The organism is Nonomuraea wenchangensis, from assembly GCF_900111685.1.
GTDB lineage: Bacteria > Actinomycetota > Actinomycetes > Streptosporangiales > Streptosporangiaceae > Nonomuraea > Nonomuraea wenchangensis.
The window spans coordinates 350,028-374,041 of record NZ_FOHX01000005.1; the positions used below are offsets into that span (position 1 = coordinate 350,028).

Genomic DNA, 24,014 nt, shown 5'->3' on the forward strand with positions numbered 1-24,014 from the left:
CGCTCCCCGCGTCAGGGGGCCGCCGGGCCGTCGCCCAGCCGCTCGTACGCGGGGGCGAGCACGTCGCCCAGGTCGCCGGGCGGCGGGAAGACCCGCAGCAGCAGGGCCGGTGAGGCGGCCGGCCTGCGCTCGGGCGGGTGTGCGGTGGCGCCGGGGGCGTAGAAGTCGGCCAGCCGCTCGGCGAACGGCACGTCCACGACCTCGGGCAGGCCGTGGCCCTCGTCGGCGGCCAGCGACCCGAGCAACTGCTCGCGGGTGCGCCCGCGCCAGGCCAGCACCAGGAACGGATCGTCGTCGAACGCCTCGGCCAGCAGATAGAGCACCGCCGACAGGTGCTTGCACGGGAAACCCCAGTCGGGGCACGAGCAGTTCATGTCCAGGTCGCGCGGGAACAGGTCCGCCCCCGCCGCCGCGAACAGCTCCTCGATCTCCGGCGGCATCTCCCCAGCCAGCAGCCGGGCCCGGTGCACGGCCTGCGCCGCGACGGCCTCCTCCAGCTCGGCCCACCGGCGCTCGCCGAACGCCTCGATCCTGATCACCACGTCGTACGGCTCGGGCCGCGAGCCCTGCACGGCCGCCCTGACCTCCCCGGCCGCCAGGTCGATCGACAGGACCTGGCCCTGGCGGGCGTAGGCCCGGCCGCGGGTCAGCCGGCCCTTGTCGCAGACGCGCTCCAGGATGTCGATGAAGCGCCGCGACCACCAGGTGGAGCCGATCGAGCCGCGCTTCGAGCGGGCCCGCAGACCGCCCTCGACCCGGATCGGGCCGCGGTGGTCGTACTCGTCGAACCAGGCCATCTCAGCCCCCCTCCGCCGCGTTGCCCGTCAGGCGGAACACCTCGCGCAGCTCGCCGGTGGACAGGTCGGTCAGCCACTCCTCGCCGGCGCCCACCACCCGCTCGGCCAGGGCCTTCTTGCGCTCGATCATCTCGTCCACGCGCTCCTCCAGGGTGCCCGCGCAGATCAGCTTGCGCACCTGCACGTTCTTGCGCTGCCCGATGCGGAAGGCCCGGTCGGTGGCCTGGTCCTCGACGGCCGGGTTCCACCAGCGGTCCACGTGCACCACATGACTGGCCGCCGTCAGGTTGAGCCCGACGCCGGCCGCCTTCAGCGACAGCACGAACAACATCGGCTCGGGGTCGTTCTGGAACCGGTCCACCAGGCGGTCGCGGGTCTTCTTCGGCAGGCCGCCGTGCAGCAGCAGCACCGGGCGTTCCAGCCGCCGCTCCAGATAGGGCTGGAGCAGGCCGCCGAACTCGGCGTACTGGGTGAACAGCAGCGCCTTCTCGCCCTCGGCCAGGATCTCCTCGCCGAGCTGCTCCAGCCGGGCCAGCTTGCCCGAGCGGCCCGCCAGGCGGGAGCCGTCCTTCAGCAGGTGGGCGGGATGGTTGCAGACCTGCTTGAGCTTGGCCATGGTGGCGAGCACCAGCCCGCGCCGCTCGATGCCCTCGCTGTCGTCGATCTTCGCCAGCATGTCGTCCACGACCGCCTGGTAGAGGCTCGCCTGCTCGGCCGTGAGCGGGCACCACTCCTTGACCTCCATCTTCTCCGGCAGGTCGGAGATGACGGACCGGTCCGTCTTCAGCCGGCGCAGGATGAACGGGCCGGTCGCCCGCCGCAGCGCGTGCGCGGCCTCCTCGTCCTGGCGGGCCTCGATGGGCTCCTGGAAACGGGTACGGAACCGCGAGCGCGGCCCCAACAGGCCGGGGTTGGCGAACTCCATGATCGACCAGAGCTCGGCCAGGTGGTTCTCGACCGGCGTGCCGGTCAGGGCCAGGCGGGTGGCGGCCGGGATCGCGCGGACGGCCCGCGCCTGGAGGGTGCCGCTGTTCTTGATGGCCTGGGCCTCGTCGCACACCACCCGGCGCCACTCGTGCTCCTTCAGTGACTCCAGGTCGCGGTGGGCGGTGCCGTACGTGGTGATCACCAGGTCGGCGTCCCGGACGAGCGCGGCGTCGCGGGCGGCGCCGTGGTGGACGTAGACGCGCAGGCCGGGCGCGAACCTGGCCGCCTCGCGCTGCCAGTTGCCGATCAGCGACATCGGGCACACCAGCAGCGTCGGCGCGCCCGGCCCCTCCCGTTCGCGACTCTCGTGGACCAGCAGCGCGAGCGTGGTGACGGTCTTGCCCAGCCCCATGTCGTCGGCCAGCACCCCGCCGAGGCCCAGCTCCGACAGGAAGCTCAGCCACGCCAGCCCGCGCTCCTGATAGGGGCGCAGCACGGCGTCCAGGCCCGGCGGCGTCGCGATCGGCCGCAGCCGCCGCTCGGCCTGGCCGGACAGCAGGTCGCCGAGCGCGCCGTCGGCGTCCACCTCCAGCAGCGGCAGCTCGCCGTCGTGCCGCGCCACCAGCTCCAGGATCTCGCCCGCCGCCGCCTCGCCCGCGCGCGCACCCTCCACGGCGCGGAGGGCCGCCTTGAGCTGCCGGTCGTCCAGCTCCACCCACTGGCCGCGCACCCGGACCAGCGGCACCTTCAGCCGGGCCAGCTCGGCCAGCTCCTCCTCGCTGATCGTCTCGTCGCCCACCGCCAGGTCGACGCGGAAGTCGACCAGCTCCCGCATGCCGAACCCCTGGCTCACGGCCGCGGTCTGCGTCTTGGTCCTGGTGGTCAGCCTGAGCCCGAGCCTCGCGCGGCCCGCCCAGCGGGGGAGCTGCACGCCGAACCCGGCCGCCTGGAGCAGCGGCGCGGCCTGGCGCAGGAACCCGAACGCGCCCGCGGTGTCCAGAGCCAGCTCGGCCGGCTCCGGCACCCGCAGGGCGCGCTCCAGCTCGGGGTAGAGCCGGACGGCGCGGCCGAGGCCGGTCAGCAGCTCGCGTTCGGGGGCCGGGGGCAGGCCGGGGGCGCGTTCGCCGGCCCAGAGGGTGGTGGCGGGGACGTACAGGCTGGGGTCGTCGGCGGCCTGCAAGGCCAGCTCGACCCGCCAGGCGTCCTCCCCGTCGCCCGTGGGGTCGCCCGTGGGGTCGCCGGTGGGCTCCATGAGGCGGAAGCACACGCGGGCCGCGCCCTCGGCGGCCGTGGCGGCGTCGTGCCAGGCGCCCAGTTCGGCGCGCAGCTCGGGGACGTCGGGGCAGGACGGGTCGGGGCCGGTCAGTGCCGCCAGCCAGCGGTCCCTCGGGGTGGCGGGCCGGGTGACCAGCGGCTCGGTGAGCGCCTGCCGGACGAGCGCGTCCGCGAACGTCTCCAGGGCCGCGCGCAGCACGCCGGCGGACGGCCGCTCGACGCCGGCGGTCCGGCACGCGGGCGGCATGGCGAGGGCCAGCTCGCGGAAGTGGACGCCGTCGGCCCCGTTGACGACCGGCCGCCACACGGCCCGCGCCCCGTCCGCCTCCAGGGCGAGCTGGGGCAGGACGCGCCCACGCCGTACGAGGTCGCGGGCGAGGTCGGCGACCGCCGCCCAGTGGCGCAGGGTGGCCGTCTCCGGCCGTCCGGCGAGCAGGCGCAGCGCCGTGGCGGCGGGCGGGACGACGACCGGCACCCGCCACGGCCGCAGCCGCGGCCGGGTGGTCCCGGCCAGCCGCCCGGTCTCCGGCGACGGCGACGGCTCACCGGCCGAGCCGGGCAGCAGCAGCTCCAGCGTCCGCTCGCCGGGCTGGTCCAGGCCGAGCGCGGCCGCGACGGCGGCGGCCGGGGCGGCGAAGGGATGGGGACGGGGGCCCGCGCCGCGGCCCGCCCGTGCCGCCGGCCCGCCGCCCTCTGCGTGCTCCGCCCAGAAGGCGAGCCCGTCCTCCGCCCAGACCCCGTGTACGACCAGCACCAGGGCAGATTACCGTCGCCCGTCCGGAAATCGTTCGCGCTTATATAAGCGATCCCTGAAAGAGTAAAATGGAACCATGACCAGTAATCCCGGATCGTGGTGTGAACGGCCCAAGCCGCAGGCTCCGTCGTGCGAGCTCCCGTCTCCGTGGAGCAAGCCGAAGCAGCCCGACAACTGGTGTGACACCCCCAAGGATCCCGTGCTGAAGGTCCTTGACCTCGTGCTGAAGTCCGCCAGGCGGAAATAGCGCGTGATAGAAGGCCAAGTGGCTGGGTAGTCGCCTGACTCGGACGGAGGAGGCGAACGATCGTGAGCGACACCCAGAAACTGGTCAGTGACCTTTCCGTACAGGTCACCCGGCTGGTCAAGGACGAACTCCGCCTGGCCAGGATGGAACTCACCGCGAAGGGCAAGCGCGCCGGCCTCGGCGCGGGCCTGTTCGGGGCGGCCGGCACGGCCGCCTTCTACGGCGGCGCCGCACTGGTGGCCGCCGTCATCCTGCTCCTCGCCCTGGTCATGCCCGCATGGGTCGCGGCCCTCGTCGTGGGCGTCGTCCTGCTCGTCGTCGCCGCCGTCCTGGGCCTGGTCGGCAAGAACCAGGTGCAACGGGCCACGCCGCCGGTCCCCGAGGAGACCATCGCGAGCGTCAAGGCCGACATCGACATGGTCAAGGAGAGGGCACACCGATGAGCGAGACGGATCCCGGATACAGCGAGCAGCACGCCGGCGACGTGGGCGCGCACCGGGCGACCGTGGGCGCCCCGACCGAGCCTGAGTCCATCAACGTGCCCCTCACCCGGCCGGGCGCGACGGAGAACGCCATTCGGGCGGAGGTCGAGCGGGAGGGCCACGAGACCTTCATCCCGGAGGCGCCCATCCGGGACGAGCGTGCCGAGGCCATCGAGAACCTGCGTACGGAGGAACGTTCCATGCGTGAGGTCAGCCGGACCGAGCGCGGCGCCGCCGCCACCGGCACCAGCCGCGAGCGCGGCGCCCGGAGGCGCGCCGCCGACGAGGACGACGACGACGGGAGAGCCGCTGTGCGCAGGGACATCGAGGAGACCCGCGAGCAACTGGGCCGCACGGTGAGCGCGCTCGCGGACAAGGCCGACGTGAAGTCCAGGGCGAGCCACGCCGCCGGCGTCGCCAAGGAGCGGGCGGCCGAGGCCGCGGGGACGGTCAGGGCCCGCGCCGCCGAGGCCGCGGGCATGGCCAGGGGCCGCGCCACGGAGGCCGCCGGGGTGGCCAGGGAGCGGGCGGCCGAGACCGCGGGCGTGGCGAGGGAGCGGGCGTCCGAGGCCGCCGGGGTCGCCAGGCACCGGGCCTCCGAGGCCGCGGGGACGGTCAAGGCCCGCGCCGCCGGGGCCGCCGGCCTGATCAAGGACAAGACCACCGAGATGGCCGGCCAGGTCGGCGACCACACACCCGAGCAGATGAAGGCCGTCGCCGGGGAGGCGAGACGGCGTCCCGCGCTGCTCGTCGCCGTCGCCGCCGGAGCCGTGGCCTTCCTCGTCGTACGGCGGATGACCAGACGCCGCATGACCGCGCGCCGCACGCTCGTGGAGCGCGTGGTGCGGGGCGACATCGGGGGCCGCGTGATGAAGGCCCGCCTGACGACCGGCCGCGTGACGAAGGGCGGCGTCATCAAGGGCGCCGTCGTCAAGGGACGCCTGACGGGCCGTCCCACGGCCGGCCGGGCCGTGCGCAACCGCCTGATGGAACTCCGGAGCAGGTAGGTGACCGTTTCCCGAGACTCCTCCGAACGGGCCGCCGGCACCGCCGGCGTGCCCGACGGTCCGGGCGAGTTCCCCCGCCGGGCCTGGTGGACGGTGCTGAAGCGGACGATCGTCGAGTTCAAGGACGACCGTCTCCAGGACCTCGCCGCCGGGCTCACCTACTACGCGGTCCTGTCGATCTTCCCCGCGCTGATCGTGCTGGTGTCGGTGTTCGGGCTGCTGGGGCGCGGCGACGCCGCCGCCCAGCTCTCCGGCGTCATGGTGCTGGTGCCCGCCGAGGTGCGCGACCTGATGGTGACGAGCATCCAGGCGGCGCAGAACGGCGCGGGCGCCGCGAGCGCCGTGGCGATCGCCGGCCTGGTGGTCGCCCTGTGGTCGGCCTCCGGCTACATCGCGGCCTTCATCCGGGCCGGCAACGCGATCTACGACATCGGCGAGGGCCGCCCGTTCTGGAAGATCACCCCGCTGCGGATCGGCCTCACCCTGCTGGCCACCGTGCTGCTGGCGCTCGGCGCGATCGCCGTCACGCTCACCGGCGACCTCGCGGCGGCGCTCGGCCGCGCGCTCGGCCTCGACGAGGCGGCGGTGCTCGCCTGGGACATCCTCAAGTGGCCGCTCATGGTGCTGGTCGCCACCGGGCTGATCATGCTGCTGTACTGGGCCGCGCCGAACGTGCGCCAGCCCGGCCTGCGCTGGATCTCGCCGGGCAGCGTGCTCGCGATCGTGCTGTGGGTGATCGTCTCCGGCGGTTTCGCCCTGTACGCCGCCAACTTCGCGTCCTACGGCAAGACGTACGGCGCGCTGGCCGGGATCGTGGTGTTCCTGGTCTGGCTGTGGCTGTCGAACATGGCGCTGCTGCTCGGCGCGGAGTTCGACGCCGAGCTGATCCGGCAGCGCTCGATCGCCGCGGGCCGGCCGGCCGAGCGGGAGCCGTACGCCGTGCCCCGCGACGAGCCGAAGGCCGATAGCCTGCCGGAATGACACTTCGAACGGCCGCCGCCGGGCTCGGCCTGCTGCTGCTCGCCGCCTGCGGCGGTTGCGGGGCCGGCTCGGCGGTGAGCGACCTCGGCACGGTGGTCAAGGGCGCCAAGGGCGCCACCGTGCCGGTGGAGCTGCGCAGCGGGCAACGTTTCTCGCTGGCGGTGACCGGCAACGCGTCGGTGGGCGACAGCTGGTCGCTGAAGGCCGTGCCGGACACGAAGGTGGTCTCGTTCATCAGCCAGGAGCACCAGGACGAGAGCGACCGGCCCGGCTCGGGCGGCACCATCTACTTCGTGTTCAACGCCAAGCAGCCGGGCACGACCGAGGTCAGGTTGTTCGACTGCTGGCGCTGCGGGGCCGGCGGGACGCCGGAGAGCGAGGAGAGCCGCAGCCAGTCGGGCGAGGCCGTCTTCACGCTCACGGTGACGAAGGACGGCCCGGCGACATCCCGCGGACCAGCACCTCCAGCACCGTCCGGGTGACGGCGGCGGGGTCGGCCGGGCCGGCGGCGAGCCGGCGCAGGCCCTCGCCGAGCACGTTCCAGCCCAGGTGGGCCACGAGGCCGGGGTCGTCGTGCCCGGCCTCGGCCAGGATGTCGCGCAGCGGGCCGATCATCGTCTCGTGGAGCTGGTCGAGCCGGTCGCGGCAGTCAGGCGGCAGGTCCAGGGCGCTCAGGGCGCGCAGCAGCGCGTAGTCGGGATGCGCGGCGAACGACAGCGTCACCGTGCCGTAGGCGCGCACCCGCGTCTCCAGGTCGTCGCCGGTCGCCGCCGCGCTCGCCAGCCGGCCGGCCCAGCGCGGGATCGCGTCCTCGACGAGCTGGGCGAGGATGTCGGCGGTCGAGGAGAAGTAGCGGTAGACGCTGGAGCGGGCCAGCCCGACCCGGGCCCCGACGGCGGCCGGGGTGAGCCCCGCCGCGCCCTCGGCGGCCAGGATCTCCATCGCCGCCGCCAGCAGCGCGGCATGCCGGTCCGCACGATGGTCGGCCACCGTGGCCGCGCTGATCCTCGGCACCGCTGCCTCACTCCTCCTCGCGTCGTCCCACCCCAGTATCGGGCAGCAGCAGAGTCACCCCGACCCCGCCGAGCAGCGCGATCCCGGTGAAGACGGTCACCCGGCGGGTGGCGTCGGCGGCGGCGGCGACCGCGGCGGCGTGTTTCGCCGGGTCCTTGATCATGGCGACGGCGGCGCCCGCGCTGTCGCGCACCGCCTTGCCGAGCGCCGGGTCGGCGGGCAGCCGGTCGGCCATGGCCGAGCCGAGGCCGGTCACCAGGATCGAGCCGAGCACGGCGATGCCGATCGCGGCGCCGAGCTGGCGGATCGCGCTCTGCAGGCCGGAGGCGACGCCGGACTGCTGCGGCGGCACCTGGGCCAGCGTGAGGTTCGGGAGCTGGGCCGAGGCGAAGCCGACGCCGAAGCCGTACAGGACGAGCCAGGGCACCAGCGTCCAGTAGCCGACCGACGGGGAGACCGACAGGCCGACCGCGATCGCGCCGACGGCCTCCAGGGCCAGGCCGAGCCGGACGATGAGGCGCGGGGTCAGCCGGAGCTTCGGCACCACGCCGCCGGCCAGGAACGTCCCGAGCGCCAGCGAGGCGATGACCAGCCCGGCCTCGAACGCGGTGAACGCCATCGCCGACTGCAGGAACAGCGGCAGCACCAGGATCATGCCGAACTCGCCCACCGTGACGATCATCGCGGTGAGGCAGCCGTACCGGAAGGAGGGGATGGCGAGCAGTGACAGGTGCAGGATCACCGGCCGGCCCGCCCGCGCCCTCGCCCGCTCGACCAGCGTGAACGCCGTGAGCGCCAGCACCGCCAGCGCGAACGCGAACGGGATCGGCGAGATCGTGTGCCCCTCGGACGGGGCGAACCAGCCGTAGCGCTGGCCCTCGATGAGCCCGAACACCAGCGCCGAGGTGCCGACGACGGACAGCAGCATGCCGGGCACGTCCCAGCCGCGGGCCTCCGGGTCCTTGGACTCCGGCACCTTGAGCGCGCCGAGCAGCACGAGCAGGCCGATGGGCAGGTTCACCCAGAACGCCCAGCGCCAGCCGTGGTCGGTCACCAGCCAGCCGCCGAGCAGCGGGCCGAGCGCGGCCATGCCGCCGATGATCGAGCCCCAGACGGCGAAGGCGATCGTCCGGCGCGGCCCGACGTAGAGGGAGTTGATGATGGCGAGGGTCATCGGCACCACCATCGACGCGCCGACGCCCTGGAGCACGCGGGCGCCGATGAGCAGCGCGCCGCTGCCCGCCATGGCCGCGAGCATGCTGGCCACCAGGAACACGACCAGGCCCAAGGCGAACATGCGCCGCCGGCCGCGCGCGTCGCCGGTGCGGCTGAGCGGGACCAGCAGGGCGGCGAAGGTGAGCGAGTAGATCGAGTTGACCCACTCGACGTCGGTCGCCGACAACGACAGGTCGGCCATGATCGCGGGGACGGCCACATTCACGATCGTCGCGTCGATGATGATCATCGACATGCCGACGCCGAGCACGAAGAGGGGGAGCCAGCTCTGCCGGGTCCGCTCGTTTAGCGACACCATGTCCCTAAGATAGCAACGAGGTGTCGCCAACTGTCCAGCCGATAGGGTCGGATCCGTGAGCACAGACCTGTTCTGCGAGATCATCGCGGGCGAGCGGCCCGCTCACCTCGTGCACGCCGACGACGTGGCGGTCTCGTTCCTCGACGCCCGGCCGGTCTTCAAGGGCCACGTGCTGGTCGTGCCGCGCGCCCACGTCGAGACCCTGGCCGACCTCGGCGACGTCGGGCCGTTCTTCACCCGGGTGCAGGCCCTGGCGCGGGCCGTGGAGGAAGGGCTGGAGGCCGGGGGCACGTTCGTCGCCATGAACAACCGCATCAGCCAGAGCGTCCCCCACCTGCACGTGCACGTGGTGCCCCGGCACCCCAAGGACGGCCTGCGCGGCTTCTTCTGGCCCCGCACCAAGTACGACTCCGCCGAGGAGGCCGCGTCGTACGCCGCCCGGGTCGCGGCGGCCCTCTGAGCGGCCGGCCCGTCCTCGTGCGCGCGAGCCCTGTGTGCGTGGGCCTTGTGTGCGTGGGCCTTGTGTGCGGCGGCCCCGTTTGCGCGGGCCCCGGCCTCGGCTAGGCTTCGGCCGCGTGGAGTACGTCGTCGGCAGCGCCGTGGTCGCCGCGCTCGTGGGCGTGCCCGCGATCGTGCTCTGGCGCGTGCTCCGGGGCCGCCGCGAGCTGGGCACCAGCCCGGCCGAGCGGGCCACGTTCGAGACCCTGCACACCGCCTCGCTGGCCGCGCCGCCGCTGCGCGCCGGGCTCACCGAGGACGGCGCCGAACGCGCCTCCCGGCACCTGCGCGCCCTGCTCAACTCGCCCGCCCTGGCCATCGCCGACGCCGAGCGGCTGCTCGTCTACGACGGCGAGGGCGACGACCACCACGCCGAACGGGCCTTCGAGCACGCCGCGGAAACCCTGGAGGACGGCCGCATCCAGGTGCTCACCCTCGACTGCGACCTGCTCGAATGCCCGATCAGGCAGGCCGTCGTGGTGCCGCTCACCACCGACGACCGGGTGGTCGGCGCGCTCATCGCCTACAGCCAGAGCGCCTCGGCCGGGCTGGTCCGCGCCGCCCAGGAGGTCGCCGGCTGGGTGGACTCCCAGCTCGAACTGGCCGAGCTCGACCGCTCGCGCACCCGGCTCATGGAGGCCGAGGTGCGTGCGCTGCGGGCGCAGATCTCCCCCCACTTCATCTACAACTCGCTCACCACCATCGCCTCCTTCGTCCGTACGGACCCGGAGCGGGCCAGGGAGCTGCTGCTGGAGTTCGCCGACTTCACCCGCTACTCCTTCCGCCGGCACGGCGAGTTCACCACCCTCGCCGAGGAGCTGCGCTCCATCGACCGCTACCTGATCCTGGAGCGGGCCAGGTTCGGCGACCAGCTCCAGGTCACCCTCCGCATCGCGCCCGAGGTGCTGCCCGTCGCCGTGCCGTTCCTGTGCCTGCAGCCGCTGGTCGAGAACGCCGTACGGCACGGCCTGGAGAGCCGCAACGGCGTCGGCCGCATCACGATCGTCGCCGAGGACGCCGGGGCCGAGTGCCGCATCAGCGTCGAGGACGACGGCCTCGGCATGGACCCCGACCGGCTGCGGCTCATCCTCGCCGGCGAGATCGTCCCGGCGGGCGGCGTCGGCCTCGCCAACGTGGACGAGCGGCTGCGCCAGGTCTACGGCGACGAGTACGGCCTCGTCGTCGAGACCGGCGAAGGGGCGGGCACCAAGGTCAACATCAGATTGCCGAAATATCACCCGGGTGTCTCTGCCCGTTGACCTTGATCTTTGTTGTCGGTTTCATCACTGTCTATGGCACAACTCCGGGTTCTCGCGGTCGACGACGAGCTGCCCGCCCTCGAAGACCTGTCGTACCTGCTGCGCGCCGACCCCCGCATCGGCGAGGTCGCCACCGCGCGGGACGGCGCGCAGGCGCTGCGGCTGCTGGACCGCGCCATCGCCGACGGGCGGCCGATCGACGCGGTGTTCCTCGACATCCGCATGCGCGGGCTCGACGGGGTGGTGCTCGGGCGGCTGCTGTCGCAGTTCGCCAACCCGCCCAGGGTGGTGTTCGTGACGGCGTACGAGGAGCACGCCGTGGACGCCTTCGAGATCAAGGCCGAGGACTACCTGCTCAAGCCGGTACGGCCGGAGCGGCTGTCCGAGGCCATCCGGCGCGTCGCGGTCTCGGCGGACGTGCCCGCCGAAAGCGGCGAGAGCGACACGATCCCGGTCGAACTGGGCGGCGTGACCCGCTTCGTCTCCAGCGCCGACGTCATCTACGTCGAGGCGCACGGCGACTACGCCCGGCTGCACACCGCGGCCGGCAGCCATCTCGTCCGCATCCCGCTCGCGACCCTGGAGGAGCGGTGGGCCCCGGCCGGGTTCCTCCGGGTGCACCGCAGCCACCTCGTGGCCGTCAAGCACATCGACGAGCTGCACATCGACTCGGGCAAGTGCACCGTCCGGGTGGCCGGCACCGAGATCCCGGTCAGCCGCAGGCACACGCGCGAGCTGCGCGACCTGCTGGTCCGGCGCGCACGGAAGGGACGCCCGGAATGACACCAGGAGAAACGCCCGGTGGAACGCCGGGAGCGGCGGCGGAGGAGCCGCGCGCCGGTCGGCGGGCGCGGCGGACCGCCGTGACCAGCCCGCGCACCGCCGCCGCGCGCCGCCCCCGCTATCCGGCCACCCGCGAGATCGACGAGCAGACCGGCCTCGGCGAGGTCTACATGCGTTCCCTGCTGCGCACCCAGTTCCGGCTGGCGCTGTTCGTCTGCACCGTACTCGCCTGCGTGGTCGGCGGCCTGCCGCTGCTGTTCCTGCTCATCCCCGAGCTGCGCGAGGTCGAGCTGCTCGGCGTGCCGCTGCCGTGGGCGGTGCTCGCCGGGCTCATCTACCCCGCCTTCGTCCTCGGCGCCTGGCTGTACGTCCGCCAGGCCGAGCGCAACGAACGCCACTTCGCCGAGCTGGTCGAGCGCCGATGAGCCTCACCGCCGTGCTGGTCGTGGTGGTGGCGGCCGTGCTCATCGGAGCCTTCGGCATCCGCGTCTCGCGCACCACGTCCGACTTCTACGTCGCCTCCCGCACCGTCAGCCCGCTGTGGAACGCCTCCGCCATCGGCGGCGAGTACCTGTCGGCCGCCTCCTTCCTCGGCGTCGCCGGGCTCATCCTCGCCTTCGGCGTGGACATGCTGTGGCTGCCGGTCGGCTGGACCGGCGGCTACCTGGTGCTGCTGGTGCTGGTGTCCGCGCCGCTGCGGCGCTCCGGGGCGTACACGCTGCCCGACTTCGCCGAGGCCCGGCTGGAGTCCATGACCGTGCGCAGGACGGCGAGCGTGCTGGTCGTGCTCATCGGCTGGCTCTACCTGATGCCGCAGTTCCAGAGCGCCGGGCTGGTGCTGCGGGAGATCACCGGCGCGCCCCCGTGGGCGGGCGGGCTGCTGGTGGCCCTGGTCGTGGCGGTGAACGTGCTGTCGGGCGGCATGCGGTCGATCACGTTCGTGCAGGCGTTCCAGTACTGGCTCAAGCTGACGGCGCTGGCCGTGCCGCTGGTGTTCCTGCTCATGGCCTGGCGTGCGAACGGCGCGCCCGGGGTGAGCGCCGCGGACGCCGCCACCTGGCAGACGCCGCTCAGCGGGGGCAGGGAGTACGGGCTGTACTCGACGTACTCGCTGATCCTGGCCACGTTCCTGGGGACGATGGGGCTGCCGCACGTGCTCGTGCGCTTCTACACCAACCCCGACGGCCGCGCCGCCCGCCGTACGACGCTCGTCGTGCTCTCCCTGCTCGGCGCCTTCTATCTGATGCCCGCCATGTACGGCTGGCTCGGCCGCCTCTACGCCGCCGACCTGACCCGTACCGACACGGTCGTGCTGACGCTGCCCGCCCGGATGATCGGCGGCACCCTGGGCGACCTGCTGACGGCGCTGCTGACCGCCGGGGCGTTCGCGGCGTTCCTGTCCACCTCGTCCGGGCTGACCGTGTCCGTGGCCGGGGTGATCGCGCAGGACCTGCTCAAGGGCGGGGTGCGCTCCTTCAGGATCGCCACCCTCATGGCCGTGGTGGTGCCGCTGGGCCTGGCGCTGTGGGCGCGCCAGCTCCCGGTGGCGGACGTGGTGGGGCTGGCCTTCGCGGTGGCGGCCTCGTCGTTCTGCCCGCTGCTGGTGCTCGGCATCTGGTGGCGCCGCCTCACCACGACGGGGGCGCTGGCGGGGCTGCTCGTCGGCGGCGGCCTCGCCTGCGGCGCGGTGCTGGCCACGATCACGGGGACGCCGTACGACGGCTTCACGACGGCGCTGCTGGCCCAGCCCGCGGCGTGGACGGTGCCGATCGCGTTCGTGGTGATGGTGGCGGTGTCGTTCCTGACCCCGCACCGGGTGCCGGCGAACGTGGCGCGCGTCATGGTCCGCCTGCACACTCCCGAGAACCTGGATCTCAACCGCGGCGACTGGCGCCCCCGCTCCTCCTAGGGCAGGTAGGCCCTGGTGACGCCGCCGACGGAGGCGGTCAGGGGGGCGGGAGCTCGCCGGAGCCGCGGGGGATTAGCTCCACGGGCAGCTTCACCAGCCGGGCCGCCCCGTCCGCCGGACGCAGCAGCAGGTCCACGGCGGTGCGCGCGAGCATCGGTACGTCGTAGCGGACGACCGTCACCCCGGGGCTGAAGACGTCGGCGAGGGCGAAGTCGTCGAACCCCACGTACGCGGGCCGCTCCGCCCGCTCCCGCAGCGCCCGCAGGATCCCGATCGCCGCCCGGTTGTTGGCGGCGAAGAACGCGGTCGGCGGATCGGCCAGGTCGAGCAGCCGCGCCACCTCCTCCGCGACCAGGCACGGGTCGAACACCCCGCGCACCACCAGCCCCTCGTCGGCGGGCAGCCCGGCCGCGGCGAGGGCGGCGCGGTAGCCGGCGGCGCGGTCGTGGACGGAGCTCAGCCCGTCGTCGTCGGAGATCAGCGCGACCCGCCGGTGCCCGCGCGCCAGCAGGTGCTCGGTGGCGGCCCGGCCGCCCCCTTCGTCGTCGAGCACGACCACGTCGGCCGTCGCGAGGCCGGGCGGCAGCCGGTCCACGAACACCATCCTGAGGCTCGCGTGCTCGGCCAGCCATCCGTGGTCGGCCGCCGACGGGACGACGATGAGCGAGTCGACGCCCCGCGCCGCCATGGACTCGATGAGCATGCGCTCCTTGTCGGGGCTCTCCTCGTACGAGCCGAAGACGACCAGCGCCTCGTGCTCGGCCGCGGCGGCCTCCACGGCGGCGGCGAGCCGCGCGTAGAACTCGTTGGAGATGTTCTCCATGACCAGGCCGAGCGTCAGCATGGTCGCGCCCCGCGCCAGCCTGGCGGCGGCCTCGTTGCGGCGGTAGCCGAGCGCGCTGATGGCCGCCTGCACCCGCTGCTGCACCGAGGCCCGTACGTGCGGCTCCTGGTTGACCACCCGGGAGACGGTCTTGAGGCTCACGCCCGCGTGCCTGGCGACGTCGGCCATGGTCGGCTTGCGCGTTGTCATACTCTGCCCCCATGAATGACGAATGGATCTGCGGCCGGTTGGGCGAGGACGAGCCGTGGACGCTGGGCGCGGTCAATCCGCCGGTGTTCGAGAACTCGCTGTTCACGTTCGCGACGGCCGGGGAGCTGGGCGAGGCCATCAGGAACGAGGACGAGCGCTACGTCTACTGGCGGGGGACCAACCCGACGGTGGATCTCGCCCAGCGTAAGCTGGCGGCGCTGGAGCGGGGAGAGCGGGCCAAGTGTTTCGGCTCGGGGATGGGCGCCATCGCGGCGACGATCTCGTCGCTGGTGTCGGCCGGTGACCACGTGCTGGTGCTGGGCGCGGTGTACGGGCCGACCACGCAGTTCCTGCGCTACCTGGAGAAGTTCGGGGTCACGCATACGCACGTGAGCGACCTCTCGGAGTGTGACAGCGCTATCAAGGAGCGGACGCGCCTACTCTACTTCGAGTCGCCCTCCTACATGGCGTACGCGATCGTGGACATCGCCGAGGTCGCGGCCTGGGCGCGCGGGCGCGGGCTGGTGACGGTAATGGACAACACCTGGTCCACGCCGCTGTTCCAGAAGCCGCTCACGCTGGGCGTGGACCTGGTGGTGCACTCGCTGTCGAAGTACGTGGGCGGCCACAGCGACCTGGTCGGCGGCGTCGTCGTCGGCCCGTCCCGGCTCATCAGGCCGCTCGCGCTGACCGAGTACCAGCTCTACGGAGCCGCCATGTCGCCGCACGACGCGGCCAAGGTGATCAAGGGGCTGCGGACGCTGCCCGTGCGCATGCCGGCCCATCAGGAGCGGGGGCTCGCGGTGGCGCGGTTCCTGGCCGGTCATCCCGGGGTGCGGGAGGTCAACCATCCGGGCCTGCCGTCGCATCCGGGGCACGCGATCGCGCTGCGGCAGATGTCGGGGTTCTCCAGCCTGTTCAGCATCGAGCTGGCGACAGACGAAACCGATCAGGTCGCGATTTTTCTCGACAAGCTGCGGCATTTCAGGATCGGGGTGTCCTGGGGCGGCTTCGAGAGCCTGGTCAACGCCCCTGCCCTGACCACCGAGGAGAGCGTACGCGCCACGATGGGCATCCCGGCCGGCCTGGTCCGACTGTCCGTCGGCCTCGAACCGGCCGACACCCTGATCGAGGACCTCGACGAGGCGCTGAAGGCGATCAAAGGGGTGAACGGGATGACCGACCGCTCATCGCGCGAGAAGGACCTTTCACCGCAGGTCCACCCCAACTAATCGCCGCTCGGCGGCGGCTCGGCGAACAACCCTTCCCGGGACCTCCACGCGGGGTACGTTGCGCTCTTACGTTGAGCGTGATCCGCATCACAGTGGAGGTCTCGTGACGACTCAAGAACATGACGCATCGGTCTATGAAACCGTCCAGGAGAGCAGTGAGTTCCAGGAGCTGAAACGCCGCTTCCGGGCCTGGACGTTCCCCATGACCGTGGCGTTCCTCGTGTGGTACCTGCTCTACGTCGTGATGTCGGGCTGGGCGCGCGGGTTCATGGCCACCAAGGTGCTCGGGGACATCAACGTCGGGTTGATCTTCGGGTTGCTGCAGTTCGTGTCCACGTTCCTGATCGCGTGGGCCTATGCCAGGCACGCCGAGAAGAAGCTCGATCCCATCGCCGACAAGCTGCGCCACGAGGTCGAGGAGAAGACGAAGTGAGCTCCACCACCCTGGGGATGATCCTCTTCCTCACCTTCGTCGCCGCGACGCTGGCGATCACCTTCTGGGCGAGCCGCCAGACCAAGACGGCGGCCGACTACTACGCGGGCGGCCGCTCGTTCAGCGGCGTGCAGAACGGCCTGGCGATCGGCGGCGACTACATGTCGGCCGCCTCCTTCCTCGGCATCGCGGGCATCATCGCGCTGTCCGGCTACGACGGGTTCCTGTACTCGATCGGGTTCCTGGTGGCCTGGCTGGTCGCGCTGCTGCTGGTCGCCGAGCTCATGCGCAACTCCGGCAAGTTCACCATGGCAGACGTGCTGGCCTTCCGGATGAGCCCGCGCCCGGTCCGCACCGCCGCCGGCGTCTCCACCATCGTGGTCAGCATCTTCTACCTGCTGGCCCAGATGGTCGGCGCGGGCGCGCTGGTCGGCCTGCTGCTCGGCATCACCAGCGAGGCCGGCAAGGTGTGGACGATCGTCGGCGTGGGCGCCCTGATGATCGTGTACGTCGTCTTCGGCGGCATGAAGGGCACCACCTGGGTCCAGATCGTCAAGGCCGTGCTGCTCATGAGCGGCGCCGCGCTGGTGACGCTGCTGGTGCTCGGCAAGTTCGGCTTCAACCTGTCGGCGCTGCTCGGCCAGGCCGCCGCGACGAGCGGCCCCAAGGCCAACCCGGAGTCCTTCCTCAGCCCCGGCCTGAAGTACGGCACCGAGGCGCAGGGCCTGGCCGGCAAGATCGACCTCATCAGCCTCGGCCTCGCCCTGGTGCTGGGCACGGCCGGCCTGCCGCACATCCTGATCCGCTTCTACACCGTCCCCACCGCCAAGGACGCCCGCAAGTCCGTCCTGTGGGGCATCGGCATCATCGGCGTCTTCTACCTGCTCACCCTGGTCCTCGGCTTCGGCGCGGCGGCCCTGGTCGGCAAGACGGCGATCACCGAGGGCGACGCGGCGGGCAACACGGCCGCGCCGCTGCTGGCCCAGAAGATCGGCGAGGAGATCTTCGGCTCGGTCGGCGGCACGATCCTGCTCGCGCTCATCGGCGCGGTGGCCTTCGCCACGATCCTGGCCGTGGTCGCCGGACTCACTCTGGCCTCGTCTTCCAGCTTCGCCCACGACCTGTACGCGCACGTCTTCAAGCGCGGCCAGGCCAGCGAGCGGCAGGAGGTCGGGGTGGCCCGCGTCTCGGCCCTCGTCATCGGCGCCGTCGCGATCGGCCTCGGCATCCTCGCCCAGAAGCAGAACGTGGCGTTCCTGGTGGCCCTGGCCTTCGCGGTCGCGGCGTCGGGCAACCTGCCCGCCATCCTCTACAGCCTGTTCTGGCGGCGCTTCAACACGGCCGGCGCGGTGGCGGCCATCTACGGCGGCCTGGTCTCCGCCCTCCTGCTGGTGATCTTCTCGCCGGTGGTCTCCGGCGCTGCGACGTCCCTGTTCAAGACGGTGGACTTCCACTGGTTCCCGCTGAGCAACCCGGGCATCGTGTCGATCCCGATCGGCTTCCTGTGCGGCTGGCTCGGCACGATCCTGAGCAAGGAGCACAACGAGGCCAAGTACGCCGAGATCGAGGTCCGCTCCCTGACCGGCGTCGGCGCGGAGAAGGCCGACCAGCACTGACCGCGAGCGTGAGGCGCCTCCTGCCCTGAGGGCGCCTCCCCGCGGAAGGCGCCCACCCCCGCCCGGGCGCCTTCCGTACCGAAGGGCCCGGTCTCGTTCACGAGGCCGGGCCCTTCTCGCGTCCGGGGGTCGCGGCGGTATCGTCGGACCTTTCGTTGAGGCTTCTGGCGAGGAGCGGCGGTGTCACGAGAGGGGCGTCGGCTGCGGCCGGTCGACCTGGCACGCGGGCACGGGCTGTCCACCCAGGCGGTACGCAACTACGAGGAGGCGGGCATCCTGCCGCCCGCGGACCGGACGGCGGCCGGCTACCGCGCCTACACGCCCCGGCACGCGCAGGCGTTGCGGGCGTTCCTCGCCCTGGTGCCCGCCCACGGGCACGCGACGGCGACCGCGATCATGCGGGCGGTGAACGAGGGCGCGGTCGAGGACGCGCTGCGGCGCCTCGACGAGAGCCACGCCCAGCTCCTGGACGACCGCCGCACCCTGGAAGCGGTGGAACGCGCCCTCGCCGACCTCGCCCGGCCCTCGGGCGGCGAAGGCGGCCACGGCGCCGACCTCGCCCGGCCCTCGGGCGGCGCAGGCGGCCACGCCACGAGCCCCGCCCCGCCCTCGGCCGCCCCCACCTCGCCGCCGGCGGGTGAGCACGGGACGGACGCGACGTTCATCGGCCCCCTGGCGCGCCGGCTCGGGCTGCGCCCCGCCACGCTGCGCAAGTGGGAGCGGGCCGGGCTGGTCCGCCCGCGCCGCGACCCGAAGACCGGTTACCGCGTCTACTCGGCCGCCGACGTACGCGACGCCCGGCTCGCGCACCAGCTCAGGCGCGGCGGCTACCTGCTGGAGCAGATCGCCCCCCTCATCGAGCAGGTACGCGCAGCCGGCGGCGTCGAACCTCTGCGGGCCGCCCTGGACGGCTGGCGTGACCGCCTCTCGGCCCGGGGCCGCGCCATGCTGTCGGCCGCCGCCGAACTGCACGCCTACCTGTCTCTGCCCGACTGACCACTACGCGCCGTTCGTCACTTTTGGCATAAGGTCTGGGAGGGCATCGGACCGGGGGAGGAGCACCAGTTGAACGTCAGCCGTCCCCTGGCCGCCGCCGGCGTCACGGCGGCCATGGAACGCAGCCGCCGCCTGCTCGAACCCGCGCTCCGCGAGGCGGTCGCCGGCCTGCACCCGTGGAGCGCGCGGATGGCCGGGTTCGCGCTCGGCTGGTCGGACGCGGACGGCCGCCCCCAGACCGGGGACGGCGGCAAAGGCGTGCGCCCGGCCATCGTCCTGCTCGCCGCCGAGGCCGTGGGCGCCGACGCGGCGGCCGCGCTGCCCGGAGCGGTGGCGGTGGAGCTGGTGCACGCGTTCTCCCTGGCGCACGACGACATCATCGACCACGACGAACGCCGCCGGCACCGCGAGACCCTCTGGAAGGCGTACGGGCCCGGCCCCGCCCTGCTGACCGGCGACGCGCTGCTGGCCCTGGCCGTCGCCCAGCTCGCCACCATCCCGGAGGCGATGCGGCTGCTGTCGGCGGCCCTCACGGAGCTCGTCCACGGGCAGAGCGCCGACATGGCCTTCGAGAACCGCCCCTGGCGCGGGCCCAACGCGGTCACCGTCGAGGAGTACACCCGGATGGCGGCCGGCAAGACCGGCGGCCTGCTGGGGGCCGCCGCGGCGCTCGGCGTCACGCTGGGCGGGGCGCAGCCGGAGGCGGCCGAGGCGATGGGGCGCATGGGCCGCGACCTGGGAGTGGCCTTCCAGATCGCCGACGACGTGCTCGGCATCTGGGGCGATCCCGCCGTCACCGGCAAACCGGTGCACAGCGACCTGCGGCGCGAGAAGAAGACGCTTCCCGTGCTGTGCGCGCTCGCCGCAGGCGGGGCAGCCGCCCGCGAGCTGTCGGCCGTCCTGGCGGCGGGGCTGGAGGACGAGGACGCGGTCCGTACGGCGGCCCGGCTGGTCGAGGAGGCGGGCGGGCGCGCCGCCGCCGGCGCGCTGGCCGCCCGCCACCTCTCCGCGGCTCTCCGCCTCCTGGACGCGCACCTTCCCGGGGCGGCGGACCTGCGCGCCCTGTGCGAGTCCCTGGTGAACCGCACCCACTGACCTCCAGCGAGTCAGTCGGCGGGGCGGGAGGCGGTGTCCAGGAGGGCGAGCTCCTGGTCGCTCAGCTCCAGCTCGACCGCCGCCATCAGCGCCCCCAGCTGCGTGACGTCGCGCGCGCTGGAGATCGGCGCCACCACCGTCGGCTGCGCCGCGAGCCACGCCAGCGCGACCGACGCCTGCTGCACGCCCCGCGCGTCGGCCACCTCGGCCAGCGCCCGCAGCGTGCGCCGCCCGTGCTCGGTGGCCAGGTATTCGGCCGCCCCTCCGGCGCGCGGGCTGTCCACGGTCACGCCGGGCGCGTACTTGCCGGTCAGGAAGCCGCGCGCGAGCCCGAAGTACGGCGTGCTGACCAGCCCCTCCCGCGCCACGACGTCCCGCAGCTCGCCCTCGTACCCGCGCTCCACCAGGTTGTACTCCTGCTGCAGGGCCACGTACCTGACGAGTCCTTCCTTGTCGGAGAGCTCGACCGCGTCGGCGAGCCGCCGCGCCGTGTGGTTGGACGCGCCGACGTACCGGACCTTGCCCTCGCGCACCAGGTCGTCGAACGTGGACAGCGTCTCCACCAGCGGCGTGTCGTGGTCGTCCACGTGCGCCCAGTAGAGGTCGATGTAGTCGGTACGGAGCCGCCGCAGCGAGTCCTCGATCGCCGTGCGGATGGTCGCCGGAGCCAGGCCGCGCAGCCCCTCCAGCATGCCGACCTTGGTGGCGAGGACGACGGAGTCGCGGATGCGCCGCTCCGCCAGCCACTCGCCGATGATCATCTCGGACGTGGACTCGCCGGTGACCCAGGACGGGTAGACGTCGGCGGTGTCGATGAAGTTGCCGCCGCCCTCGACGTAGGCGTTGAGCACGGCGAACGAGGTCTCCTTGTCGGCCGTCCAGCCGAAGACGTTCGTGCCGAGTGCTATCGGGAAAACGGACAGGTCCGTGGTGCCTATCGATCTCATCCAGCTATTATCCGACGATCCAACAAGGAGGCCCGGATGGCGCCCCGATTACGTGGATGCCTGGTCGGCGCGGTGGTCGCCGGCGGTCTGTTCCTGCTCGGGCTGGCTCTGCTGCTGCCCCGCGGCTCGCAAAGAGCAGGTCCGGAACCCGTCATCTCCGCGTCCGTAACCCCCAGCCCGTCACAGGCGGCGGAGGTCGTCGACGAGCGGCGCCTCGACGCGCGCAGGCTGGAGCTCACGATCCGCTCCCCGGCGCTCGGGAACGAGACCACCAAGGTGCGCCTGCTCCTCCCGCGCGGCTGGGAGTCCCGCCGCGACTGGCCCGTGCTGTGGCTGCTGCACGGCGGGCTCGACGACCACACCTCCTGGACCGCCAGGACCGACGTCGAGGCGCTCACCCGCGGCACCGGCGTCATGGTCGTCATGCCGGACGGCGGCAGATGCGGCAGCTACTCCGACTGGTGGAACGGCGGCGACGGCGGCCCGCCCCGCTGGGAGACCTACCACCTGCGCGAGCTGCTCCCCCTCCTCGAATCGCGCTACCGGGCCGGCCGGGAGCGCGCGATCGCCGGCTACTCGATGGGCGGCCAGGGCGCGATGCTGTACGCGGCCAAGGGCATGTTCAAGGCGGCCGCCTCCTTCAGCGGCGCCGTGAACATCACCGCCCCCGGCGTCCCCCAGGCCGTGATGGCCGGCACGACGGTCGGCTGCTTCGGCACCGACTGGAAACGCGTCTGGGGAGACCCGGAGGACCAGCGGCCGGTGTGGCGGGCGCACAACCCGTACGACCTGGCGGAGAAGCTGAAGGGCGTCGAGCTGTACGTGGCCGCGGGCGAGGGCGACCTGGTGGAGGACCTCGCCAACCGCGCGGCCCGCTCCTTCGCCGCCCGCCTCGACGACCTCGGCATCCCGGTCCGCACCCACTTCTACCGGGGCGGGCACAACCACACGTACTGGCAGCGCGAGCTGCACCGCGCCTACCCGATGCTCGTCTCCGCGATCGGCGCGCGGTGAGCCCTCTCACAGGGGCGGCGAGTGCGTGACGACGGCGCGGCGGTGCCGCTAGGGTTCGTGCTGTGGTGACGGGTGACATGCGCACGCGCATCCTTGACGCGGCGGAGGAGCTGTTCGCGGGATCCGGCTACGCGGCCACACCGACGGCGGTCATCGCCAAGCTCGCCAGGGTGCCCGGAGGGCTCATCTCCGACTACTTCCCGCGCAAGATCGACGTACTGGTCGCGCTGATCGACGAACGCACCCACATCGAGGAGGGCCGCGACGTCGACGCGGTGCCGGGCGACCCGGCGGGCACCCTCGCCCGGCTGGCCCGCGCGCTGCCGCTGCGCGCCTCCCCGGCGATGCGGCGCATCCTGTTCCGTGAGGCCGACACGCACGGCTCGGTCAAGGAGCGGCTCGGCCGCCTCAACGGCGAGCTCGTCCGGCGTGCCCGGTTCGCGCTGGAGCTGGCGCTACCCGGGGCCCGCGGCGACGCGGCGCGGCTGGAGGTCGCGGCGGCCATGTTCGCCGCCGTCCTCATCTACCAGGAGAACCTGTGGCAGCTCACAGGACACCGGATCGACCCCGACGCCGTCGCGGAACTCGTCGCCCACGCGCTCGTCTAGCAGCTCCTCCAGCGCCTCACGCAGGTGCCGCAGCAGGCTCCAGACGTCGTCCACGCGCTCCGGGCAGGCGACGAGGCCGAAGTCCAGCATGCCGTCGTAGGAGAAGCAGGTGATGCTCAGCCCGCCGCTCATGTCCGTCAGGACGGACATCGGGTAGTAGGACAGCACCCTGCCCCCGCACAGGTACAACGGGAACTGCGGCCCGGGCACGTTGCTGATGATCAGGTTGACCGGCGGCAGCGCCATGCCCGCCAGCCGGAACACCGCCGGCGTGGCCAGCGCCGTCACCGGGGCGGGCAGCAGCGAGCACAGCTCCTGCAGCCAGGTCGCCGGGGCCAGGGCGAACCTGCGCTTGGCCCGCCGCATCGTCGCGCCCACCAGCCGCAGCCGCTCCCGCGCGTCCGGCACGTCGGTCGGCATCGGGGCGATCATGGCGGAGATCTGGTTGCCCGCCGCGTCGCGGGCGCCGTGCTTGCGTACCGCGACCGGCACCGCCACCACCAGCGGCTCCTCCGGCAGCGCGCCGCGTTCGGCCAGCCAGGCGCGCAGGGCCGACGTGCACAGGGTCATGATGACGTCGTTGACGCTGAGGGCGTTGGCCTTGGCGACGTTCTTGACGTCCTTGAGCGGCAGCGACCCGAACGAGACGTGCCGCCGGGCGCTGATCGGCCCGTTGAACGGCGTGCGCGGAGCCGCCAGGCTCGGCAGCTCGGGCCGGTCCCGCCGCTGCCCGGACATGACCCGCGCGGCCCTCGCGATCGCCTTGGCGCCGGGCAGCCGCGACGCCAGCGGGATGGCGTCCATGTCCCCGGCCATCCTGACCGCCGACCCCACCGCCCGCACCGGCTGCGTCACCGACCGCGCCGCCGCCCCCGCCAGCATGCCCACCACCCCGGGCTCGCGACCCGCGACGACCTCCCGTGACGTGCCGTCCCCGCCTTCGCGGCCCACGCCGCACTTGGACGGAGCCGGGCCCGCGGGCGCCGTGGCCTCCTGCCGCCGTACGAGGTGGCCGTCCGGGGTGAGGTCGAGGAGGGTGGCCAGGGTCTCGGCGCCGGAGACTCCGTCGATGGCGGCGTGGTGCACCTTCGTGTAGACCGCCACCCGCCCCTCCGGCAGCCCGCGGATGAGGTGCATCTCCCACAGCGGATGGGAGCGGTCCAACCGGCGGGCGTGCAGCTCCGCGACCACCTCGGCGAGCTGCCAGTCGCTGCCCGGCTGCGGCAGGGTCAGCTCGAACAGATGGTTGCCGATGTCGAAGTCGTCGTCCTGCGTCCAGTACGGGCGGTCGAGCCCCAGGGGAACCTCCGCCAGCCGGAGGCTCAGAGCGGGGGACAGGTGCAGGCGGTCGAGCAGAAGGCTCGCCAGCGCGTCCCGGTTGACGGCGCCCTCGCCGGAGTCCAGGATCGCCAGTCCGGCCACGTGCGCGGCGGTGGTCGCGGTCTCGACGTTGAGGAACTGGGCGTCGAGCGCGGTGAGCTGGCGCATCTGCTCTCCTTTCTCCCGTCGTACGAGCAGCATCACACGAGCGGATTTCCGCAGGGTTTCCGGGAGAGTGTTTCAGATGAATCGG

General features: G+C 73.0%; 22 protein-coding genes and 1 pseudogene. 16 read left to right on the forward strand and 7 right to left on the reverse strand.

All coding sequences use genetic code 11. The features are described 5' to 3' along the window. Positions 1-11: 11 nt before the first annotated feature. Positions 12-797 (reverse strand): SWIM zinc finger family protein, encoded by a 786-nt coding sequence (locus BMW85_RS17400; RefSeq protein ID WP_091082395.1) that lies wholly within the window; start codon positions 795-797, stop codon positions 12-14. Position 798: 1 nt separating this feature from the next. Then, positions 799-3,753: a DEAD/DEAH box helicase gene (locus BMW85_RS17405; RefSeq protein WP_091082396.1), complete on the reverse strand. Its 2,955-nt coding sequence runs from the start codon at positions 3,751-3,753 to the stop codon at positions 799-801. A 309-nt stretch (positions 3,754-4,062) separates the two neighbouring features. Here BMW85_RS17405 and BMW85_RS17410 point away from each other — a divergent pair, with 309 nt between their 5' ends. Genes BMW85_RS17410 through BMW85_RS17425 form a run of 4 tightly spaced genes read left to right on the forward strand, consistent with a single transcriptional unit; the run spans position 4,063 to position 6,952 of the window. Continuing rightward, the gene (locus BMW85_RS17410) at positions 4,063-4,443 is read left to right on the forward strand and encodes a phage holin family protein (protein WP_091082398.1); all 381 of its coding nucleotides are present in this window, start codon (positions 4,063-4,065) and stop codon (positions 4,441-4,443) included. Then, a complete protein-coding gene (locus tag BMW85_RS17415; protein WP_091082399.1) occupies positions 4,440-5,489 on the forward strand; it encodes a DUF3618 domain-containing protein in 1,050 nt (349 codons plus the stop codon). Before BMW85_RS17410 ends, BMW85_RS17415 begins: the two co-directional genes overlap by 4 nt. Then, entirely contained in the window at positions 5,490-6,470 is a 981-nt protein-coding gene (locus BMW85_RS17420) for a YihY/virulence factor BrkB family protein (RefSeq protein ID WP_091082400.1), read from the forward strand. Further along, on the forward strand, positions 6,467-6,952 hold the full coding sequence (locus tag BMW85_RS17425) for a protease inhibitor I42 family protein (protein WP_091082402.1): 486 nt from the start codon (positions 6,467-6,469) through the stop codon (positions 6,950-6,952). The genes BMW85_RS17420 and BMW85_RS17425 overlap by 4 nt, the downstream gene beginning before the upstream one ends. On the opposite strand, the gene BMW85_RS50375 is transcribed toward BMW85_RS17425, so the two are convergent. Together BMW85_RS50375 and BMW85_RS17435 are read right to left on the reverse strand one after the other, a co-directional pair. Next, positions 6,888-7,484 carry a TetR/AcrR family transcriptional regulator gene (locus tag BMW85_RS50375; protein WP_218155819.1) on the reverse strand — a complete coding sequence of 199 codons (597 nt, stop codon included), beginning with the start codon at positions 7,482-7,484 and terminating at the stop codon, positions 6,888-6,890. The genes BMW85_RS17425 and BMW85_RS50375 overlap by 65 nt on opposite strands. 7 nt (positions 7,485-7,491) lie before the next feature. Then, a complete protein-coding gene (locus BMW85_RS17435) occupies positions 7,492-9,018 on the reverse strand; it encodes a DHA2 family efflux MFS transporter permease subunit (protein ID WP_177240727.1) in 1,527 nt (508 codons plus the stop codon). Between the two features lie 55 nt (positions 9,019-9,073). Between BMW85_RS17435 and BMW85_RS17440 the strand changes: the two genes are divergently transcribed. The 5 genes from BMW85_RS17440 (at position 9,074) to BMW85_RS17460 (ending at position 13,467) form a co-directional block, all read left to right on the forward strand. Further along, positions 9,074-9,478, forward strand: coding sequence for an HIT family protein (locus BMW85_RS17440; RefSeq protein ID WP_091082405.1), 405 nt, complete (start codon positions 9,074-9,076; stop codon positions 9,476-9,478). A gap of 115 nt (positions 9,479-9,593) precedes the next feature. Continuing rightward, positions 9,594-10,775, forward strand: a complete 1,182-nt coding sequence (locus tag BMW85_RS17445) for a sensor histidine kinase (protein WP_091082407.1) — start codon at positions 9,594-9,596, stop codon at positions 10,773-10,775. Between the two features lie 33 nt (positions 10,776-10,808). Continuing rightward, positions 10,809-11,558 carry a LytR/AlgR family response regulator transcription factor gene (locus tag BMW85_RS17450; protein WP_091082409.1) on the forward strand — a complete coding sequence of 250 codons (750 nt, stop codon included), beginning with the start codon at positions 10,809-10,811 and terminating at the stop codon, positions 11,556-11,558. Next, positions 11,555-11,983 (forward strand): hypothetical protein, encoded by a 429-nt coding sequence (locus BMW85_RS17455; protein ID WP_091082410.1) that lies wholly within the window; start codon positions 11,555-11,557, stop codon positions 11,981-11,983. Before BMW85_RS17450 ends, BMW85_RS17455 begins: the two co-directional genes overlap by 4 nt. After that, entirely contained in the window at positions 11,980-13,467 is a 1,488-nt protein-coding gene (locus tag BMW85_RS17460; RefSeq protein ID WP_091082412.1) for a sodium/solute symporter, read from the forward strand. The genes BMW85_RS17455 and BMW85_RS17460 overlap by 4 nt, the downstream gene beginning before the upstream one ends. Positions 13,468-13,504: 37 nt before the next feature. Here BMW85_RS17460 and BMW85_RS17465 read toward each other — a convergent pair whose 3' ends face one another. Continuing rightward, a complete protein-coding gene (locus BMW85_RS17465; protein ID WP_091082414.1) occupies positions 13,505-14,500 on the reverse strand; it encodes a LacI family DNA-binding transcriptional regulator in 996 nt (331 codons plus the stop codon). 11 nt (positions 14,501-14,511) lie between these two features. Between BMW85_RS17465 and BMW85_RS17470 the strand changes: the two genes are divergently transcribed. The 5 genes from BMW85_RS17470 (at position 14,512) to BMW85_RS17490 (ending at position 19,872) form a co-directional block, all read left to right on the forward strand. Then, positions 14,512-15,732: a trans-sulfuration enzyme family protein gene (locus BMW85_RS17470; RefSeq protein WP_091082415.1), complete on the forward strand. Its 1,221-nt coding sequence runs from the start codon at positions 14,512-14,514 to the stop codon at positions 15,730-15,732. A gap of 103 nt (positions 15,733-15,835) precedes the next feature. Next, positions 15,836-16,165 (forward strand): DUF485 domain-containing protein, encoded by a 330-nt coding sequence (locus BMW85_RS17475; RefSeq protein WP_091082417.1) that lies wholly within the window; start codon positions 15,836-15,838, stop codon positions 16,163-16,165. Between the two features lie 17 nt (positions 16,166-16,182). Beyond that, positions 16,183-17,781 carry a monocarboxylic acid transporter gene (locus tag BMW85_RS17480; protein WP_091082911.1) on the forward strand — a complete coding sequence of 533 codons (1,599 nt, stop codon included), beginning with the start codon at positions 16,183-16,185 and terminating at the stop codon, positions 17,779-17,781. Between the two features lie 180 nt (positions 17,782-17,961). Beyond that, positions 17,962-18,777 (forward strand): TioE family transcriptional regulator, encoded by an 816-nt coding sequence (locus tag BMW85_RS17485; protein ID WP_091082418.1) that lies wholly within the window; start codon positions 17,962-17,964, stop codon positions 18,775-18,777. A 69-nt stretch (positions 18,778-18,846) separates the two neighbouring features. Continuing rightward, positions 18,847-19,872 carry a polyprenyl synthetase family protein gene (locus BMW85_RS17490; protein ID WP_091082420.1) on the forward strand — a complete coding sequence of 342 codons (1,026 nt, stop codon included), beginning with the start codon at positions 18,847-18,849 and terminating at the stop codon, positions 19,870-19,872. Between the two features lie 11 nt (positions 19,873-19,883). Here the strand turns inward: BMW85_RS17490 and BMW85_RS17495 are convergent, their stop codons facing one another. Then, a complete protein-coding gene (locus tag BMW85_RS17495) occupies positions 19,884-20,819 on the reverse strand; it encodes an aldo/keto reductase (RefSeq protein WP_091082421.1) in 936 nt (311 codons plus the stop codon). Between the two features lie 36 nt (positions 20,820-20,855). Between BMW85_RS17495 and BMW85_RS17500 the strand changes: the two genes are divergently transcribed. Together BMW85_RS17500 and BMW85_RS51105 are read left to right on the forward strand one after the other, a co-directional pair. Then, entirely contained in the window at positions 20,856-21,833 is a 978-nt protein-coding gene (locus tag BMW85_RS17500; RefSeq protein ID WP_091082423.1) for an alpha/beta hydrolase, read from the forward strand. A 77-nt stretch (positions 21,834-21,910) separates the two neighbouring features. Further along, positions 21,911-22,048, forward strand: a pseudogene (locus BMW85_RS51105) (helix-turn-helix domain-containing protein); the annotation flags it as partial. A gap of 240 nt (positions 22,049-22,288) precedes the next feature. On the opposite strand, the gene BMW85_RS17510 reads toward BMW85_RS51105, so the two are convergent. Continuing rightward, the gene (locus BMW85_RS17510; protein WP_091082426.1) at positions 22,289-23,929 is read right to left on the reverse strand and encodes a WS/DGAT/MGAT family O-acyltransferase; all 1,641 of its coding nucleotides are present in this window, start codon (positions 23,927-23,929) and stop codon (positions 22,289-22,291) included. Positions 23,930-24,014 lie beyond the last annotated feature (85 nt).

Bases quoted from the DNA above. Each gene is read 5' to 3' on its own strand.
- BMW85_RS17500 (WP_091082423.1), top strand. From the start codon at position 20,856: ATGGCGCCCCGATTACGTGGATGCCTGGTCGGCGCGGTGGTCGCCGGC.
- BMW85_RS17510 (WP_091082426.1), bottom strand. From the start codon at position 23,929: ATGCGCCAGCTCACCGCGCTCGACGCCCAGTTCCTCAACGTCGAGACC.
- BMW85_RS17450 (WP_091082409.1), top strand. From the start codon at position 10,809: ATGGCACAACTCCGGGTTCTCGCGGTCGACGACGAGCTGCCCGCCCTC.
- BMW85_RS17435 (WP_177240727.1), bottom strand. From the start codon at position 9,018: ATGGTGTCGCTAAACGAGCGGACCCGGCAGAGCTGGCTCCCCCTCTTC.
- BMW85_RS17495 (WP_091082421.1), bottom strand. From the start codon at position 20,819: ATGAGATCGATAGGCACCACGGACCTGTCCGTTTTCCCGATAGCACTC.
- BMW85_RS17400 (WP_091082395.1), bottom strand. From the start codon at position 797: ATGGCCTGGTTCGACGAGTACGACCACCGCGGCCCGATCCGGGTCGAG.
- BMW85_RS17455 (WP_091082410.1), top strand. From the start codon at position 11,555: ATGACACCAGGAGAAACGCCCGGTGGAACGCCGGGAGCGGCGGCGGAG.
- BMW85_RS17480 (WP_091082911.1), top strand. From the start codon at position 16,183: ATGATCCTCTTCCTCACCTTCGTCGCCGCGACGCTGGCGATCACCTTC.
- BMW85_RS17465 (WP_091082414.1), bottom strand. From the start codon at position 14,500: ATGACAACGCGCAAGCCGACCATGGCCGACGTCGCCAGGCACGCGGGC.
- BMW85_RS17425 (WP_091082402.1), top strand. From the start codon at position 6,467: ATGACACTTCGAACGGCCGCCGCCGGGCTCGGCCTGCTGCTGCTCGCC.
- BMW85_RS17470 (WP_091082415.1), top strand. From the start codon at position 14,512: ATGAATGACGAATGGATCTGCGGCCGGTTGGGCGAGGACGAGCCGTGG.
- BMW85_RS17460 (WP_091082412.1), top strand. From the start codon at position 11,980: ATGAGCCTCACCGCCGTGCTGGTCGTGGTGGTGGCGGCCGTGCTCATC.
- BMW85_RS17415 (WP_091082399.1), top strand. From the start codon at position 4,440: ATGAGCGAGACGGATCCCGGATACAGCGAGCAGCACGCCGGCGACGTG.